15 protein-coding genes and 1 tRNA gene are annotated in these 16719 nt (G+C 59.1%); 2 read left to right on the top strand and 14 right to left on the bottom strand.

What is annotated here, in order from left to right; translation table 11 throughout:
- Positions 1 to 27 precede the first annotated feature (27 nt).
- Positions 28 to 900 carry a 3-methyl-2-oxobutanoate hydroxymethyltransferase gene (gene panB, locus OOZ52_RS03825; RefSeq protein ID WP_274697148.1) on the bottom strand — a complete coding sequence of 291 codons (873 nt, stop codon included), beginning with the start codon at positions 898 to 900 and terminating at the stop codon, positions 28 to 30.
- Between the two features lie 87 nt (positions 901 to 987).
- On the opposite strand from panB, the gene OOZ52_RS03820 reads away from it, so the two are divergent.
- On the top strand, positions 988 to 2433 hold the full coding sequence (locus OOZ52_RS03820) for a sodium-dependent transporter (RefSeq protein ID WP_274697147.1): 1446 nt from the start codon (positions 988 to 990) through the stop codon (positions 2431 to 2433).
- 260 nt (positions 2434 to 2693) lie between these two features.
- Complete coding sequence (locus OOZ52_RS03815; RefSeq protein WP_274697146.1) at positions 2694 to 3851, top strand: S41 family peptidase; 1158 nt, start codon at positions 2694 to 2696, stop codon at positions 3849 to 3851.
- A gap of 21 nt (positions 3852 to 3872) precedes the next feature.
- On the opposite strand, the gene OOZ52_RS03810 is transcribed toward OOZ52_RS03815, so the two are convergent.
- The 13 genes from OOZ52_RS03810 to recJ form a co-directional block, all read right to left on the bottom strand.
- On the bottom strand, positions 3873 to 4277 hold the full coding sequence (locus OOZ52_RS03810) for a PilZ domain-containing protein (RefSeq protein WP_274697145.1): 405 nt from the start codon (positions 4275 to 4277) through the stop codon (positions 3873 to 3875).
- A 155-nt stretch (positions 4278 to 4432) separates the two neighbouring features.
- Positions 4433 to 5002, bottom strand: coding sequence for a phosphoribosyl-AMP cyclohydrolase (locus OOZ52_RS03805; RefSeq protein WP_274697144.1), 570 nt, complete (start codon positions 5000 to 5002; stop codon positions 4433 to 4435).
- 308 nt (positions 5003 to 5310) lie between these two features.
- On the bottom strand, positions 5311 to 5538 hold the full coding sequence (locus OOZ52_RS03800) for a hypothetical protein (RefSeq protein ID WP_274697143.1): 228 nt from the start codon (positions 5536 to 5538) through the stop codon (positions 5311 to 5313).
- A gap of 211 nt (positions 5539 to 5749) precedes the next feature.
- A complete protein-coding gene (gene phoB / locus OOZ52_RS03795) occupies positions 5750 to 6439 on the bottom strand; it encodes a phosphate regulon transcriptional regulator PhoB (RefSeq protein ID WP_274697142.1) in 690 nt (229 codons plus the stop codon).
- Positions 6440 to 6542: 103 nt separating this feature from the next.
- Positions 6543 to 7208: a phosphate signaling complex protein PhoU gene (gene phoU, locus OOZ52_RS03790; protein WP_274697141.1), complete on the bottom strand. Its 666-nt coding sequence runs from the start codon at positions 7206 to 7208 to the stop codon at positions 6543 to 6545.
- 1 nt (position 7209) lies between these two features.
- The gene (pstB, locus tag OOZ52_RS03785; protein ID WP_274697230.1) at positions 7210 to 7956 is read right to left on the bottom strand and encodes a phosphate ABC transporter ATP-binding protein PstB; all 747 of its coding nucleotides are present in this window, start codon (positions 7954 to 7956) and stop codon (positions 7210 to 7212) included.
- Between the two features lie 83 nt (positions 7957 to 8039).
- On the bottom strand, positions 8040 to 9290 hold the full coding sequence (pstA, locus tag OOZ52_RS03780) for a phosphate ABC transporter permease PstA (protein WP_274697229.1): 1251 nt from the start codon (positions 9288 to 9290) through the stop codon (positions 8040 to 8042).
- Positions 9283 to 10665, bottom strand: a complete 1383-nt coding sequence (pstC, locus tag OOZ52_RS03775; RefSeq protein WP_274697140.1) for a phosphate ABC transporter permease subunit PstC — start codon at positions 10663 to 10665, stop codon at positions 9283 to 9285. The genes pstA and pstC overlap by 8 nt, the downstream gene beginning before the upstream one ends.
- A gap of 17 nt (positions 10666 to 10682) precedes the next feature.
- The gene (locus OOZ52_RS03770; RefSeq protein ID WP_274697139.1) at positions 10683 to 11720 is read right to left on the bottom strand and encodes a substrate-binding domain-containing protein; all 1038 of its coding nucleotides are present in this window, start codon (positions 11718 to 11720) and stop codon (positions 10683 to 10685) included.
- A gap of 114 nt (positions 11721 to 11834) precedes the next feature.
- The gene (locus tag OOZ52_RS03765; protein WP_274697138.1) at positions 11835 to 13214 is read right to left on the bottom strand and encodes a porin; all 1380 of its coding nucleotides are present in this window, start codon (positions 13212 to 13214) and stop codon (positions 11835 to 11837) included.
- A gap of 132 nt (positions 13215 to 13346) precedes the next feature.
- The gene (locus OOZ52_RS03760; protein ID WP_274697137.1) at positions 13347 to 14525 is read right to left on the bottom strand and encodes a sensor histidine kinase; all 1179 of its coding nucleotides are present in this window, start codon (positions 14523 to 14525) and stop codon (positions 13347 to 13349) included.
- Between the two features lie 155 nt (positions 14526 to 14680).
- Positions 14681 to 14755: transfer RNA gene (locus OOZ52_RS03755), tRNA-Glu, on the bottom strand.
- 81 nt (positions 14756 to 14836) lie between these two features.
- A complete protein-coding gene (gene recJ / locus OOZ52_RS03750) occupies positions 14837 to 16618 on the bottom strand; it encodes a single-stranded-DNA-specific exonuclease RecJ (RefSeq protein WP_274697136.1) in 1782 nt (593 codons plus the stop codon).
- Positions 16619 to 16719 lie beyond the last annotated feature (101 nt).

Here is a 16719-nt window from a genome sequence, read left to right as displayed (position 1 = left end):
AATGAGAGTGGGTAGCGCGTGAGGTTGCTATTTCTTGGGTTGGTAAAGCTGCTCGGGTCCGGGGAAGCTGCGATCACGCACTTCGGCGGCGTATTGCGCAGCGGTGTCGGCAATGGTCGAAGCGATATCGCCGTACTTCTTTACAAAGCGCGGCACGCGTTCGAACATACCAAGCATATCCTCGGTCACAAGGACCTGACCGTCACACTTGGGAGAGGCGCCGATGCCGATACTCGGGCACCCGATCGCTTCGGTTACGGCAATGGCAATGGGTTCAATCACGCCTTCGACAACGACGGCAAACGCGCCAGCTTCGTCCAGCGCCTTGGCATCGCTGACGATTTTCTCCGCTTCCGCATCGCTGCGCCCGCGCGCCATGTAGCCGCCGAGTACATTCACTGCCTGCGGTGTGAGGCCGACGTGCCCCATCACCGGGATGCCGCGTTGTGTGAGGAAGGCGACCGTTTCCGCCATCGCCTCTCCGCCTTCCAGCTTGACTGCAGCCGCACCGCTTTCCTTCAGCAACCGGGCTGCCGCATCGAAGGCGTCTTCGGGCGATGCCTCGTAAGCGCCGAAGGGCATGTCTACTACTACTACCGAGTGGTAGCTGCCGCGGACGACTGCAGCTGCGTGGTTTGCCATCATCTCCATCGTGACGGGAATGGTGGAGGGGAGGCCGTAGATCACCTGCCCCAGTGAATCCCCAACCAGCAGCAGGTCGCAATGCGGATCAAGTAGCTGTGCCTGCCGCGCGGTGTAGGCGGTCAGCATCACAATTGGCTCTTCGGTGACGCCATTGTCCTTGCGCGCACGGATCTTCGGCACTGTCAGGCGCTTCATCGGTGCAGGTGTCGGGTTGGCGCGGCTGGTCGACGTATCGAGTGTAAAGGTCGTGGACATGGGCCTCCTTTAGCAGAATGCCCTCTCGACGCGAGACCTGTTTCCATGCAAAAGGGCGCGAACCTTCGGGTCGAGAGGATACATCATATGGCACTTACCCAAGCGGGGACTACCTCGGGGGACGGCTGGTCTTCACGGACAGCCTTTATTCTTGCAGCTGTTGGCGCGGCCGTTGGCCTTGGCAATATCTGGCGTTTTCCAACACTTGCAGGCGAGAATGGCGGGGGTGCCTTCATCCTTGTCTATATCGGCTTTGTGGTCCTGCTGGGACTGCCACTGGTCCTCTCGGAAATCCTGCTGGGCCGCGCAGGCGGTGAAGATGCGATCGGTTCTGTTCGCAATGTTGCCGTACATTCGAAACGTTCGGAGGCTTGGAAAGGCATCGGCGCGCTGCAGATTACGGCAGGTTTCCTGATCCTCTCGTTCTATTCGGTCGTGGCCGGATGGGTGATCAATTATGTGTTCGTGTCTGGCGGAGACTTCTTCGGGGCGCTGTTTAGCGGTGATCCCTTTGCCAGTGCCTTTGCCGGTGAAGAGCAGGACGCGATCACCGGCCGTATGGGAGAGCTGTTTGCCAGTCCCGGGCTGCTGATTGGCCTTCACGCCATTTTCATGGCGGCGACGATCTGGATTGTGGCTAGCGGGGTTCATGACGGTATCGAGAAGGCCGCGAAATGGCTGATGCCCGCGTTCTTCGTCCTCCTTGTGCTGGTTACGCTGTATGGGGCGATTGCGACCGACGAATTTGGTGATGCAGTCGCTTTCATGTTCACGCCCGATTTCAGTGCGCTGACGCCAACCGCGCTTAACGAAGCGCTTGGACAGGCGCTGTTCTCGCTCAGTCTCGCAGCGGGCGGCTTGCTGACCTATGGTGCCTATGTTTCGCGTGATGTGAACCTGGCTCCAACAGCCACCATGATCGCTTTTGCCGATACAGCAGTGGCTATCCTTGCCGGCTTGATGATCTTCCCCATCGTGTTCTCGGTTGGCCTCGATCCGGCTGCCGGTCCGGCGCTGATCTTCCAGTCGCTGCCGATTGCGTTCAACCAGATGCCTGCGGGCGCGCTGGTTGGCTTTGTGTTCTTCACGCTGATCTTCTTTGCTGCACTGACGAGCTCGATCTCGCTGCTTGAAGGACCGACCGCATGGGTGATCGACCGTTTCCGCTTCCGTCGCCCCGTGGCTGCGATCCTGGTGGGCGGCGTTGCTTTCCTGATCGGTGTGCTCTGTGCTCTCGGGTACAATGTGTGGTCCGATGTTCGCCCGCTCGGCTTCTGGGACATCTTCGAAAACAACGACATTCTCGACAGCATTGATGGCTTCACCGGCAAGATCATGCTGCCGCTGGGTGCGTTCCTTGTATCGGTCTTCGTCGGCTGGTTTGCGGATCGCCGCCTTGTGCAGGAACAGACCGGCCTTTCGGATGGCATGTTTATGCTGTGGCGTTTCCTGGTCGCCTTCGTCTGCCCGATTGCTGTGGGCCTTGTGCTGCTGTTTGGCTTGTTCCCCGAACTGATTACGCCTGCCGGTTAAGGCGTCGCACTCTAAGGGCTCCTGCAAGGCGTGTTCGCGTGAGTACCCGTGTTGCATGGGGGGCAACCTGAAACACCTGTTACAGTGTCCTGGAGAAGAAAATCCGGCACTGAACAGGGTGTGCGAAAACGCTGCAAATACGGTTAGAAGCGTGCTGGTAATGTTGGACTTCCAGGCCATGCGCCAAGGCTGGCGGAAAAGCTAAACTGTAGGAAAGGGCAAACCTTGACGCTCCGGTCATCTTGCCTCAGCAGGCCGCGATGAAGTTATCACACCTGCTTATCCCTTTCGCCCTCCTCACTACGTCCGCACAGGCGCAGGAGACTGCCGAAGATTATCAAGCCGATGCCCTTCAGGTGATCGAGCTGATCGAAGAGAACTACGCCTATCTTGATCGATTTCCCGACGATGAGATACCGCTGAATCCGGCCCTGCAGGAGGAAGCGGAATCAGTCGATAGCGCGGCGGCCCTGCTGCGCTTTACCGAGCGGATGCTGTTCGCCCTGCGTGATCACCACGCCATTACCGGCAGCGCTTTTTCGGATAGCTGGGCGCTTGTCCCGAGCTATGCCGACCTGTGGATCACCTTTGCTGATGGCGAATACGTGGTCGATGCCGTGCGCGAAGGATCGCCCGCGGAACGCGCTGGAATCTTGCCGGGTCTGCGTCTGACGCATATCGGCGAGGTTCCCGTTGATGAGGCTGTACAGGCCTTCTGGAACGATCAGGGTGAAACAGCCCCCGACGCGATGAGTCGGGAATTTGCGGCGCGCATTCTGTCTGCGGGACGGAGGGACCGCGCACGCGACCTAGGTTTCGAGGGTGAAGCGGGGGCGTTCAGCACAACACTGCCCAGCATGTACGACGAGCAGAGTTCGCCAAGGGAGCTGGTTACCGCACACTACGATAGTGAAACCCTGATTGTCCGCTTCAACGATTCGCTCGGCAACAACGCCACCATAGCTGCCTTCGATGCCATCATGGCAGAGGCAGGCGATGCCGAACGTATCGTGCTCGACCTGACCGATACACCAGGTGGCGGCAACACCACCGTTGCGCGCGGGATTATGGGCTGGTTCGTGGATGAAATCTCCCCTTACCAGATCCATGAATGGGTTGCAGAAGAGCTGCAGACAGGCATCGTCAGGCGCTGGGTAGAACAAGTCGTGCCAAGAGAAGGCAAGCATTTCCCGGGCGATGTGTCGGTTCGTGTGGGCCGCTGGACCGGCAGCATGGGCGAAGGTCTGGCCATCGGGATGCAGGCGCAGGGCGCAAGGCTGGAAGGTGGTCCGATGGCGGGCCTGCTTGGTGCAATCTATGACTTGCGTACCGACCGCACAGGCTTCCTGTTCAAATTGCCGGCGGAACGATTGTACACGGTCAATGGCACCCCGCGCGAGGATGTACCGGTTCCCTGATTGGCTTCGAGCGCAGCGGCCTCAGCAAAACAACCGTGGCGGGGCGCCGTTCTTTAATCCGCCGCCAGTGACCGCATCGCTCCCTTCGGCAGAATGTACCAGCCTTGGCCCGGCAGGCGCATTCTCGATCGTTTCCTCCAGCATCTTCACAGGGATCGCACGTTCGAATTGTAGGCCGCACATGCCGGGCTTGGACCAGCTGATAAAGCCGTATGCTTCGCCGTAAGGCCATTCGAGGATCACCGCGCAGCCTTTACTTGGCGGGTTCTCCGCCGTGATACGCGCGCCGCTTTCGGAAATATCGAAGAATCGGCCAGGCACATTGCCGCTCGGCATGTTGAGCGTCACCATGCAATCGACACGGGTGCGGGGGCTGGAACGGCGCTCTGGAACAGGCTTTGGATTTTCGCGCGCGAACAGCTTCATGACAGGTCCCGTGTTGTGTTTCGCCTATGCGTCGCGCGCAGCTGGTTAAGCCGGGGTTACCATTCATGGTTGATATGAAGTTAAGCACGCCAGTCTCGTCCAACAAAAAAGCGCGCCCCGCAGGACGCGCCTTTTCTGAATTTCCAGCTTCGTGATTACGATGCGCTGAAAGGCAAAGAGCTGTGATGCAGCACGATGTCGAGTTCGCCATCGTCGCCGCGCTCATATGCGAAGGAGTATTCCACCTTCGTGTCATTGCCATCGGTGCCGGTGAAGAAATAGTTGCCCATAGCGACTGCCATGGTGCCATCTTCGCTGATTACGGTGCCGTTGTTTTCCCAGCGAACCGCCGTGTACGGAGCGATGGCAAAGCCGCCATCTTCGGTGCCTTCGGTACCGACGAAGTAGCTGAGTGCTTCTTCGGTAGTTTCGCGGAACTGATCTTCAGCAGCCAGAGTCGGCTTGAACAGGATCGTCTGCCCGTCACCATAGGCATAGTGCGTGTCGATGTGCTCTTGCGCGCGAGCGCTGTAATCACCTTCGTCGGTGAAGACCTGGCCGATGGCGACGATGCCGTCACCCCAGGCCTGCTGCGCGGCAGCGACTTCTTCAGCGGTGATGGGGTTTGCCGCTTCACCTTCGGTCTGGCTGGTGGCGGTTTCACCGCATGCAGCCAGTGCGAAAGCGCCGGCAGTTGCGACAGAGATCATCAGTGTCTTCTTCATTGTCTTCCCTTCTGGGCAGAGCCCAAATCAAAATCATTTACAGCAAAGGCTTGAGACGCCCCGCTGTTTGATACGTCCGACATCACGAGCATGTGCTCGCCAGAGGGGCCCGGTACGCATAGGTAAGACGCGCGATTGCTGGGCGGGTTCCGGCTTTTTCCTGAACTGGACCAAAGACCGTAGTAGGGTGGATCAAAAAGGTGATGATGCCAAAGTCCGCTTCCTGCGCGCAGCATGCGATCAGGATTTCAGGCAAAGAAAAACCCCCGCCGAAGCGGGGGTCAATCTTTTAATGCTGTCGCGAAGCCTTACGGGCTGGTCGGCAGCGGATCTTCGTCTTCACCTTCCTCGATGAGGATGATGCCGGCGATGATGGCAGCTGCTGCGAGCAGAGCGATCAGAATGCCGTTTTCGCCGTCGAGGCCTTCAGCCGCGATGGTCGGGGCAGCTTCACGATCAAATGCCGGAGCTGCAGCGGATGCAGTTGAGCCGAGCATGATGCTGGCGGCGACTGCGCTGGTGATGATCTTCTTCATAAATATCCTCAATTAATTGGGGGTGTTCTCACTTGGATGCGGACGTAACGCACATGCGGAATAATGTGAAGGCGAAACTCGTAAAATTGACCCGAAATGAGCCAGGAAAGCGGTGGAACGTTGCCGATGGGCAACAAATTTCGTTGTAAATCCCATATTTACAACTGTAGCATTTATCAATGCTGCACCTGCGATAAGGTTCCCGGCGGTATCACACCGGCTCTAGAGCATATCCGGCAGACCGCACTGTACGGATCGGATCAGGCTGGTTGTCTAGCGCAATGGCCTTGCGCAGCCGACGAATATGAACATCGACAGTACGCTCTTCGATCTCGCTGCCTGTACCCCAGACTGCATCGAGCAACTGGCCGCGAGAGAACACGCGCCGCGGATGCTCCATGAAGAACTTTATCAGGCGGTACTCGGTCGGACCGACCTGAAGTTCTTGCCCCCGACGCTCCAAACGATGTGCAACCGGATCGAGCTTCAGGTCTCCAACTTCGATTGTCTCGCCCGCCAAGGCAGGGCGTACGCGGCGCAATACGGCAGCAACGCGGGCAAGCAGCTCACGCGGAGAGAAGGGCTTGGTGACATAGTCATCCGCTCCGGTCTCCAGCCCGCGAACACGGTCATCTTCTGCCTCGCGCGCGGTCAGCATGATGATCGGCACGTGCGCGGTGCTTTTCTCGCGCCGCAAACGGCGGCAGACTTCGATCCCGGCAACGCCTTCTATCATCCAGTCGAGAATGACGAGATCGGGCGTGTCTTCCAGCGCCAGCATCATGGCTTCCTCGCCATCGGAAGTGGCGCGGACGTCATAACCTTCGCTCTGAAAGCGGTATTCGAGCAATTCTGCCAGGGCAGAATCGTCTTCTACCAGGAGCAGCTTGGGAGTGGACATTTGTCTCTCCAGACTGGGACCCGCCAATCGGGTACCTCACGCCAGTCCATATGACACTTTCTTGGCAGTTTTATTGCAATCACGCACGGTGATTGCACAACTCTCAGGCCTCTGCGTCGCCAGGATAGGTGCCGGTGGCCGAATAGTGGACCATCTCGGCCACATTCGTTGCGTGATCGCCGATGCGTTCGATATTGCGGGCCACGAAGAGTAGCTGCGCGGCGCTGCTGATCGTCTTCGGGTTTTCGACCATGTGGCTCACCACATTGCGGAAAATGCTGTCGTAGAAGGCATCGACCTTGTCATCGCGTTCGATCACTTCGCGCGCCATGATCGGATCGCGGGCGGCGAAAGCGGTGAGGACATCGTGCACCATCTCGGCGGCGATCTCGCCCATTGCCGGCAGTAATGTCAGAGGCTCAAACGTTGAGCGGCCCTCAATGCGACCAATGCGCTTGGCGATGTTCTTGGCATAGTCACCAATACGCTCGACAATCCCGCCGATTTTCAGGGCGGCAACGATCTCGCGAAGATCGTCCGCCATTGGTGCGCGCAGTGCCAGGACGCGTACTGCCATGGCATCGACCTGCGCTTCCAGCTCGTCGAGCTTCTTGTCGCGTTCGACCACTTGTCGGGCAAGTTCTTCATCGCCGGTGACAAGTGCGGTCAGTGCTTCGCTGATCGCCAGCTCTGCCAGGCCACCCATCTCCGCGATCAGGCCGCGCAGCTGGGTAATGTCTTCGTCGAATGCTTTTACGGTATGGTCCATCTTATCCGTACCTGCCCGTGATGTAGTCCTGCGTGCGTTGTTGCGTAGGATTGGTGAATATGTCCGAAGTGTGACCGTATTCTACCAGGTTGCCAAGGTGGAAAAAGGCGGTGCGCTGCGAAACGCGCGCGGCCTGTTGCATCGAGTGGGTCACGATCACAATGGCGTAGTTGCCGCGCAAATCGTCGATCAGCTCTTCGATTTTTGCCGTAGCGATGGGGTCGAGCGCAGAGCACGGCTCGTCCATGAGGATGACTTCGGGGTCGACCGCTATGGCGCGTGCGATGCACAGGCGCTGCTGCTGGCCGCCCGAAAGCGCGGTGCCCGAATCCTGCAGGCGATCCTTCACCTCGTCCCACAGGCCAGCGCGGCGCAGGCTCTTCTCGACAATCGCGTCAAGCTCGCCTTTGCCTTCGGCCAGGCCGTGGATCTTGGGGCCGTAAGCGATGTTCTCGTAGATCGATTTGGGGAACGGATTAGGCTTCTGGAACACCATGCCGACGCGGGCGCGAAGCTGCACCACGTCCATTCCGCTGGAATAGATGTCCTCACCGTCCAGCTCGATCGTCCCCGTAACCTTGGCCGATGGGATCGTGTCATTCATGCGGTTGAGCGCGCGTAAGAAAGTGGATTTGCCGCAGCCGGACGGGCCGATGAAGGCGGTCACGAATTCCTGGTATACGTCGATATCAACGCCGTTGATTGCCTGCTTGTCGCCGTAGAAAACGGACACGTCGCGCGCGCGCATCTTCACCGCGGTCGGTTCGACATTCTCGGCCGCTTCATTGGACTGGGCCTGTTCGGCCAGCGGGGATTGGGCTGTGTCGTGCATTACCATTTCTTCTCGAAGCGGTTGCGCAGATAGATGGCCAGGCCATTCATCAGCAGGAGGAATATCAATAGCACAATAATCGCCGCACTGGTGCGTTCGACGAACCCGCGGTCGATTTCATCGGACCACAGGAAGATCTGCATCGGCAGCACGGTGGCGTTATCGGTGAAGCTGGAAGGCGGCGTGGCGACGAAAGCGCGCATGCCGATGAGCAGCAACGGCGCCGTTTCACCCAGCGCGCGGGCCATGCCGATGATCGTACCGGTAAGGATGCCGGGCAGGGCGAGCGGCAGCACATGGTGGAACACCACCTGCACTGGCGATGCACCCACCGCGAGTGCACCGTCACGAATACTCGGCGGAACCGCTTTGATCGCATTGCGTCCCGAAATCACGATCACGGGCATGGTCATCAGCGCCAGTGTCATACCGCCAATCAGCGGGGCAGACCGCATGCTCGGGAAAATCGTGAGGAACACTGCCATGCCCAGCAGGCCGAAGATGATGGAGGGGACCGCCGCAAGGTTGTTGATCGACACCTCGATAAAGTCGGTCCAGCGGTTTTTCGGTGCATATTCTTCAAGATAGAGCGCGGCCAACACGCCAATCGGGAAGGCGAGCAGAAGCGTGACGATCATCGTCAGCATCGATCCCTTGAGCGCACCCCAGATACCGACCAGCTGCGGGTCGGTTGCATCGGCCCGGGTCAGGAAGCCGACATCAAAATTGTCTTCAAGAAAACCGCGTTCGGCAAGGTCTTGTGCCAGCGGCTGCAGTTCAAGCTGGCCGTCTCCGGCATAGGCGCTGGCGAGGTCCTCGGTCGTTGGCAGCCAGAAGCTTGCCTCTCGTTGGAGGATGCCGGGATTGGCATGGATCTGCTCCGCCACAAGACGCCATGCCTCACCATTGAGCTGTGCTGCGCCTTCTGCGCCCATCGTCTGTTCAGCGCTGAACTGCACGACTTCGCGCAAACCCTGACCCGAAAGGCGCTGCTGCGCTTCGATGACTGTCAATTCTTCCGGCGGGAGCGAAAGGCCCATCTGGGGGAAGTCGACATCAAGGCGCAGCTCGGCACGCTGGAAGCCGCCGATCCCGTTGATCGTCATGGTCGCAAGCAGGAACAGCAGCACGGCCACGGAAAACACGATTGCCGAAAGGCCGATGGCCTTGAAACGGCGCTCTGCCGCGTAGCGTTTCTTCAGCCGCGCTTCGAAGGCAGCAGTGCGGGTAGGGGTAACGCGCTCACTCATAAGCTTCACGGAACCTCTTCACGACGCGCAGGGCGATAAAGTTGAGTGCCAGCGTGACCATGAACAGCACAAAGCCCAGCGCAAAGGCTGCCAGAGTGGCGGGGTGATCGAAGCTGCCCTCACCGGTGAGCAGGGCAACGATCTGAACCGTAACCGTGGTCATCGATTCGAGGGGGTTAGCGGACAGGTTGGCGGCGGTCGAAGCCGCCATCACCACGATCATGGTTTCACCGATGGCGCGGCTAATGGCGAGCATCACACCGCCGACAATGCCGGGCAGGGCAGCGGGCACGAGCACGCGGCGGATCGTTTCGTTCGTGGTCGCACCCATGGCCAGCGATCCGTCTCGCATGGCCTGCGGCACGGCGGCGATTGAATCGTCAGCCATTGAGGATACGAACGGAATGATCATCACGCCCATCACTAGGCCGGCCGCCAGCGCACTCTCGCTCGAGGCGTTGCTTGCTCCCATCGAAACCGCGAGATCGCGGATGAACGGGGCGATGGTGAGCGCGGCGAAGTATCCGTAAACAACGGTCGGTACGCCGGCGAGAACTTCAAGCGCGGGTTTCACCCAGGCGCGCAGCTTCGGGTGGGCATATTGCGTCAGATAGATGGCGCTCATCATGCCCAGCGGGATGGCGACGATCATGGCGATGATCGCACCGATAAAAAGCGTACCCCAGAACAGCGGGATTGCACCATAACGGTCGCCATCGACGGCGCCGGAGCTCATCGGGTCCGGGTTCCACTGCAGGCCGAACAGGAAATCTATCGGCGAGACTTTTCCAAAGAACAGAATTGTCTCGTAGACCAGCGTCACGAGGATGCCGAATGTCGTCAGGATGGCGACAAGAGAGGCCAGCAGCAGTGCACCGAGCACGAGCCGTTCTACCTTGGTGCGGGCCGCAAAGTCAGGCGTCAGGCGCAGAAATGCCCAGGCGGCACCAGCTCCGCCAATGATGACGCTGACGGCCAGACCGATCAGTCCGTAGCGTGACTGCGCCTGCCGGAACGGTTCTGCCAGCGCATAGGCGCCGTCATTCATCACCTGAGCGTCAATGCCGTTGGCGATATTGCGTGCCTCGATCAACATCGCATCGCGGCGTAGCCCGAATTCAGGCAGTGCCTGTGCTTCGGGGCTGGCGAGCACATAATTAAGGACCAGTTGTCCCTGGATTCCGTTCCAGACAAGGAACCAGATCACCAGCGGGACAACGATCCAAAGCGCGGCGTACCACGCGTGATAGCTGGGAAGGGCGGCTATCCGCCCGTGAGGCGCGGCCCGTTTGAAGGTCCACGCCCGCGCCCGTGCCACCAGCCAACCGGCAAGCCCGAGCCCGATGGCAAGGAGAAGCGGTAAGACTGGTGACATGGTGCGGTTTCAAGTCCCTACTGAAGGTCTTCTGCGGTCAGCGTCGGGAATTCCGTCGTCGCAGCAGTCATGGCTTCCATGACTTCACCACGATTCGGAACCAGACCGATTTCTGCCAGTGGACCGTCTTCACCCCAGTTTGCAACCCAGGTTGCAAGGAATTCCTCAAGTCCGGGGATAACGCCCACGTGATCGGCCTTCAGGTAAATGAAGAGCGGACGCGCGCCAGGGTAGGAGAAGTTGGAGATATTCTCGAAAGTCGGCTCCACGCCGTTCATCGAGAGGCCCTGAACGCGGTCGGCATTGGCTTCCAGATAGGAATAGCCGAACACGCCAACTGCGTTGGGGTTGGTGGAGAGCTTCTGGACGATCAGGTTGTCCTGCTCGCCCTGGTCGACATAGGCGCCGTCCGAACGGACTTCGGTGCAAATGCGATCCTGCGCGTCTTCTTCCAGACCTTCCGGCAGCGGACCTGCTTCACAACCTGCTTCAAGGATCAGCTCGGCAAGAGCATCGCGGGTACCCGAAGTGCTCGGCGGACCGTAGACCAGGATCGGTAGATCAGGCAGCGACGCATCGACATCCGACCAGTTCGTGGCCGTCTGCTCTTCACCATACGGGTTGGCGGCGAGTGCACGGTAAACAAGCTCCGGTGTCAGAGCCATAGTGATGCCGCCCTGTGCGCTGGCGATAGCAATGCCATCCATACCAACCTGGATTTCAACGATGTTCTCGACACCGTTTTCCTGACAGGTTTCAAACTCGCTCAGCTTCATACGGCGCGATGCCTGCGCAAAGTCGGGGTGATCATAGCCAACGCCGTCACAGAAATCGGCCATGCCACCGCCGGTGCCGATAGATTCGATGTTTGGCGATGCGAAGTCCGGGTTTTCGCGGCTGAAGATTTCAGCGACGCGCGTGGCGAACGGATAGACGGTGGAAGAACCCACGGCGTGGATACCTTCACGGCTGTCGCCGCTGGCGCTGTCACCAGAACCGCAAGCGGTCAGGCTGGTGGCAGCGAGTGCTGCGAATGCGATGGAAAGCTTTTTCATGGTCTGTGACCTCATTTCTGGTGTTGAATTAGGGGGCCCATATTTCGGTCATGCGACAGATTTGCGTCACATGCCGGACTTATTTTTTAACAGGGCCGGTTTGCATGTGTTGGCTCAAAAATCGAACTCGGCGCGAACACCGATCACGTCGGCACCGTAGTCTTGCTCTCCGGATGGCAGAGCAATCGGTGCATCATCATATTCCAGTCGACCGTAGTTGATCTGGAAGCGTGTGTGATCAGTGGTCGTCCAGATCAGCGATCCGTACAAGGCGTTCTGGGAACCGCCCATGATACCGGCATCGGCGTCATTCAGTTCAAGGAAGTCATAGCGCAGGTTCAGCTGGATTGCACCGATGCCGCCTTCGGCAACGGTTCGGGCAGGGCGGGTGCGGTTGAAACGGCCACCGCGATAGCCGCGACTGTCGCCCGGCGTCAGGAAGATGCCTGCCTCGACAAAACCGCCATGGAACACGGCATCCTGCATTGTCGGCAAACCACCAACTTCCTGGCGATAACCCTCAGCATGGAAGTGGAAAGGTCCGTTTACGGCGGCAAGCTCCAGACCAAGACCAAATTCGCTTTCGGCATCGAAACGGCCTGTGTTGACCAGGCGTTCGGAAGTGAAGTGGACCAGCGGACGCTGGCGATAGCGGACAGTTTCGCCTTCACCGATCTCAGCATAGTGGATCGAGCCGCCAAAGTGCAGTTGCGTATCGCCGACTTCCGGGAAGAATGCTGCACGGCCGTCAACGCTCCAACGATCACTGCCGGGCATGTCGTCAAGGTTATCGGCAAAGAGGCCGCCCTGGATCAGGACGTTGCCAGAACCATATTCGATCCCTACGCCAACACGGCGGCTAAAGCCGAACGCATCGGTAAAAGCGGCACGTTCGATAAAGGAGGTAAAGCGGCTGCTGGTCAGCTCTTCCATCGACTGGAAGTTGTTGAACTGGCCAACCATGATGTCGAAGTCACCCGCGCCATACTCGATCAGCGCGTCGGTTATATCGACCTCGTTACCGGCGAAATCGACTTCGAACTTGTAGGAGAAGCCACCCGGGATATCGCCCGAAACGCCAAGGCGCGCCCGGCGTGCTTCTGCGTCGAACCCGTCCGAAAGACCGAGACCGTCGGGCAGGGCAGTCCAACCCGCATCGACCATCAGACGGCCGAAGGGCTTGAACGAAAACCCGTCTTCGCTTTCGATTTCAGCGGCCGCGCCCATGCTGATTTCGGTCGGGACCGATGCAGTGACGGTTGGTGCTGTGGTAGCACTTGCGGGTGCAGGAGACACGATAGCAGGCGAAATTGCGTCAGTGTCTTCAAGTTCATCAAGACGTTCGGTCACCGCAGCAAGCTGGGCGGTCAGCGCCTCAACCTGGGCGCGGAGAGCCTCGACTTCGGTATCATCGCCGGACTTGCTGTCCTGCGCTTGTACCGGGGTGGAAATCATCGCCAGAGCGGCAAGCGGGAGTGTAGCGAAAGCGCGCATAGATTATGTCTCACAACTGTCATATGACCAAGATGTGACAGCGCCTCTAGATTTGTGACATTACAGTTGTGTGACAGCGAAAAATCGCCTGTGGAAAGAGTGCGCAAAGCACCGGCAGGTGGTCATCCAAGTCTATGTAACAAAAGGAATTCGTACCGTTACAGTTGTCCCTTCGCCAATCTCGCTATCGATGTCGAGGCGACCGCGATGGCGTTCAACGATGTGTTTGACGATGGCCAATCCGAGACCGGTACCGCCAGCCGCGCGGCTGCGACCGGGGTCGGTGCGATAGAATCGCCTGGTCAGATGCGGCAAATGCTCCGCATCAATCCCTTCTCCGTAGTCGGTGATCTTGATCACAGCCATGGCCCGCTCGCCACAGGAGACCGAAATGGACACTGGCTTGTCCGCGTGACCATACTTCATGGCATTATCGACTAGGTTGCGAATGAGCTGCTCCAGCTGATTCCTGTCTCCGCGCACTTCCAGAGTGTTTGAAGGAAGGCTGAGATCCAGTCTGCCGATATGATCCGGACCGGCTCCATCACGCGCCGCCTGCTGCACCAGTTTGGGCAGATCAATCTTGTCGCGCGGCTGATCATGTTTCTCTGCCTCAACCCGGCTGAGGCTCATCAGATCATCGATCAGACCTTGCAGCCGACGCGACTCGCGCAACACAGTCCCGTAAAACTTGTGCGCCTGTGCCGGCGGAATGTCTTCACCGCCATCCTCCAGCGTTTCCATATAGCCGATGATCGAGGCGAGGGGTGTGCGCAATTCATGGCTGGCATTGGCGACAAAATCGGTGTGCGCGCGGCTGACATCGGCTTCGGACGTACGATTGATCAGCTCGACAAGACTATAGCGTTCATCGATGCGCTGGACAGTCATTTGCCAATTGCTGCGCGGGCCGGTCAGGCCCTGAACGGTCGTGCTGCCACCTTCGGGCCGCGACAACAGATCAATCGCTGCCGGGTGACGCAGGGCGACACGCGCATCCTGTCCGATAACGTGTTTGCCGATCTCCTCGCGCGCCTGAGCATTGGCAATGATAATGCGGTTGCTATCGATCAGCAGGACCGGAAGGCCCGAATGCTCGATCAGGTCGCGCATACCGGATCGCGAAAGTGTCAGCCCGTCAACTTCAGCTGGTGCGGGGGGAGGCGGGGGCGGTGCGGCCAGCCAGAAGGAGCCAATCCACACGAACAGGATGCCGAGCACGATCCAGAAGTCGATGCCGGCGATCAGCAATACCAGACCACACGTAACGGCCAGCACGATTCCGGCAACGGGCGTGTAGTGCGCTTGCATGGTCGTGGGCTAAGCCACAGTTTTGTGACATTTTCCAGAAGGTGTGCGACAAAAATTTGTCATAAGCGCCGTGCACGACTGTTTGTCAGCCAAAGCGGAGTGTGACGAGCCGGCATGTAATGGGAACAGGTAGCGCGAAGAGTGTCGCGCATCGCTGGTGACCCCTACGGGAATCGAACCCGTGTTTCAGCCGTGAAAGGGCCGCGTCCTAACCGCTAGACGAAGGGGCCATCCTGCGATGGAGCGGCGCAATTAGGTGTGTCCGCTGCGAAGGTCAAGCCTTGTTCTGCACCATCTTGCAAAGAAAATGGCTAATCGGCCCAGGCGGCATCTTCCAAATGGAGTTCTGCTGCTGGTTTGTTACCCCAGTCATCGATCTTGGCACGGCCAGCCAGCCACAGTCGACGCCCTTTGGATGCATGAAGGATCGCCTGCCCCATATCGCTCTCTGCGGCGCGGAAGGCTATAGCCTTGAACCGGCCGCCATCCTGCCCGGCAGCAATTACGCGGAGATGATCGGTTCCCACAATGTCGGCTTTCACCAGTTGCACAGGGCCCACTGCGACACGTGGCCCGGGCCAGCCGACACCGTAAGGGCCTGCGCTGTCCAGCGTCTCGACAAGCTCTGGCGTCAGCCCACGCGGAGCGAGCGCAAGGTCGAGCGTCATGTGCTGATCGGCGGAGGCCGAAGCAACAGGCCCTGCCAGCCGTTCGTCCATCCATTCGGTAAAGGCATCAAGCTTGTCCGCCGCAATCGTCAGGCCCGCCGCCATCGCATGGCCACCACCTTTCACCAGCAAGCCCGAATCGGTTGCCCCGATAATCGCCGCGCCCAGATCGACACCAGGTATCGAGCGGCCCGATCCTTTGCCTTCACCCGTCTCGCTGTCGAGCGCGATAACGACGGCAGGCCTTCCCGCCTTCTCCTTGATACGCCCGGCAACGATTCCAATTACGCCCGGATGCCAGCCTTCACCTGCGCACACGACTATCGCGCGGTTGTGCTGAGCGGCGAGTTGCTCTTCTGCGGTTTCCTGCACGGCAGCTTCGATTGCGCGTCGTTCTTCATTGAGGCGGGACAGCTGCTCGGAAATGGCGCGCGCCTCGTCTGGGTCTTCTGTCGTCAGCAGGCGTACGCCCAGCGTCGCTTCGCCCACGCGGCCACCGGCATTGATGCGCGGACCGAGGGCAAAACCGCAATCGCTTGCAGCCGGAGCAGCCTTCAGACGGCTGGCATCAATCAGTGCCGCCATGCCGGTATTGTCGCGTTTCGCCATGACCTTGAGGCCCTGCGCCACAAATGCACGGTTGAGACCGCGTATCGCCGCAACATCGGCAACGGTTCCCAATGCGACAAGATCGAGCAGCGAGAGAAGGTCAGGCTCCTTTCGATCTGCAAAGTAGTCGCGTTGGCGCAGGGTCCGGACGACTGCGACAGCGAGGAGAAAGGCGACACCCACTGCAGCGAGGTGTCCGTGCGATGCAGCCAGATCGTTCTCGTCCAGACGGTTGGGATTGACGAGGGCATAGGTACGGGGAAGCTCGGCTGCGCACTTGTGATGGTCTACCACAATCACGTCGATGCCCGCATCGTGGGCCATGCCCAGCGCTTCATGCGCCATTGCGCCGCAATCGACTGTGACAATCAGGCTGGAACCCTGCTGACCGATCTTTAGCAATGCTTCGCCGCTTGGCCCGTATCCTTCGAGCAGACGGTCCGGAATGTAATGCAATGCATCGTGCCCGAGCATGCGGATCAGGCGGATGAGCAGGGCAGAGCTGGTTGCGCCGTCCACGTCATAGTCACCGTAAACGGTCACCGTCTCACGCGCGATTACTGCCTCTGCAATCCGTTCCGCCGCGCGGTCCATGTCGGCAAATTCGGATGGATCCGGCAGGAATGACCGCAAGTTCGGCTGGCGGTGCATGTCCAGTTCTTCATGCGGTACGCCACGTGACAGCAACAATTGGGTGGCAATATCCTGCTCCAGTCCGTGGATGCCGGATGCAAGCTCCATATTGCCTCCTCGCCAGCGCCAGGACTTGCCGGAAAGCGACTTCTCGATGCCAAGAACACAGATAGAAGTGGTCATGTCGTGCACAGTACGGCTTCGGTTTCGATTGGGGAAGAGCGCCAGGGGCACTCTCACCAGTCGAAAGGGCAAAGGATTTTACATCCATAATCGTAATGATT

Origin of the sequence: Aurantiacibacter sp. D1-12, assembly GCF_028858515.1 — a bacterium.
Classification (GTDB): Bacteria; Pseudomonadota; Alphaproteobacteria; order Sphingomonadales; family Sphingomonadaceae; genus Alteraurantiacibacter.
The sequence above is the reverse complement of the archived record's forward strand: the minus strand, read 5'-3'. Positions and strand labels throughout refer to the sequence as shown.

Excerpts from the sequence above, each read along its gene's own strand:
- phoB (WP_274697142.1), bottom strand. The coding sequence starts at position 6,439 with ATGTCCACTCCCAAGCTGCTCCTGGTAGAAGACGATTCTGCCCTGGCA.
- OOZ52_RS03805 (WP_274697144.1), bottom strand. The coding sequence starts at position 5,002 with ATGAAGAAGACACTGATGATCTCTGTCGCAACTGCCGGCGCTTTCGCA.
- pstB (WP_274697230.1), bottom strand. The coding sequence starts at position 7,956 with ATGCGCGCGCGCGACGTGTCCGTTTTCTACGGCGACAAGCAGGCAATC.
- panB (WP_274697148.1), bottom strand. The coding sequence starts at position 900 with ATGTCCACGACCTTTACACTCGATACGTCGACCAGCCGCGCCAACCCG.
- OOZ52_RS03800 (WP_274697143.1), bottom strand. The coding sequence starts at position 5,538 with ATGAAGAAGATCATCACCAGCGCAGTCGCCGCCAGCATCATGCTCGGC.
- OOZ52_RS03815 (WP_274697146.1), top strand. The coding sequence starts at position 2,694 with ATGAAGTTATCACACCTGCTTATCCCTTTCGCCCTCCTCACTACGTCC.
- OOZ52_RS03820 (WP_274697147.1), top strand. The coding sequence starts at position 988 with ATGGCACTTACCCAAGCGGGGACTACCTCGGGGGACGGCTGGTCTTCA.
- OOZ52_RS03810 (WP_274697145.1), bottom strand. The coding sequence starts at position 4,277 with ATGAAGCTGTTCGCGCGCGAAAATCCAAAGCCTGTTCCAGAGCGCCGT.
- phoU (WP_274697141.1), bottom strand. The coding sequence starts at position 7,208 with ATGGACCATACCGTAAAAGCATTCGACGAAGACATTACCCAGCTGCGC.
- pstC (WP_274697140.1), bottom strand. The coding sequence starts at position 10,665 with ATGTCACCAGTCTTACCGCTTCTCCTTGCCATCGGGCTCGGGCTTGCC.
- pstA (WP_274697229.1), bottom strand. The coding sequence starts at position 9,290 with ATGAGTGAGCGCGTTACCCCTACCCGCACTGCTGCCTTCGAAGCGCGG.
- OOZ52_RS03770 (WP_274697139.1), bottom strand. The coding sequence starts at position 11,720 with ATGAAAAAGCTTTCCATCGCATTCGCAGCACTCGCTGCCACCAGCCTG.
- OOZ52_RS03765 (WP_274697138.1), bottom strand. The coding sequence starts at position 13,214 with ATGCGCGCTTTCGCTACACTCCCGCTTGCCGCTCTGGCGATGATTTCC.
- recJ (WP_274697136.1), bottom strand. The coding sequence starts at position 16,618 with ATGACCACTTCTATCTGTGTTCTTGGCATCGAGAAGTCGCTTTCCGGC.
- OOZ52_RS03760 (WP_274697137.1), bottom strand. The coding sequence starts at position 14,525 with ATGCAAGCGCACTACACGCCCGTTGCCGGAATCGTGCTGGCCGTTACG.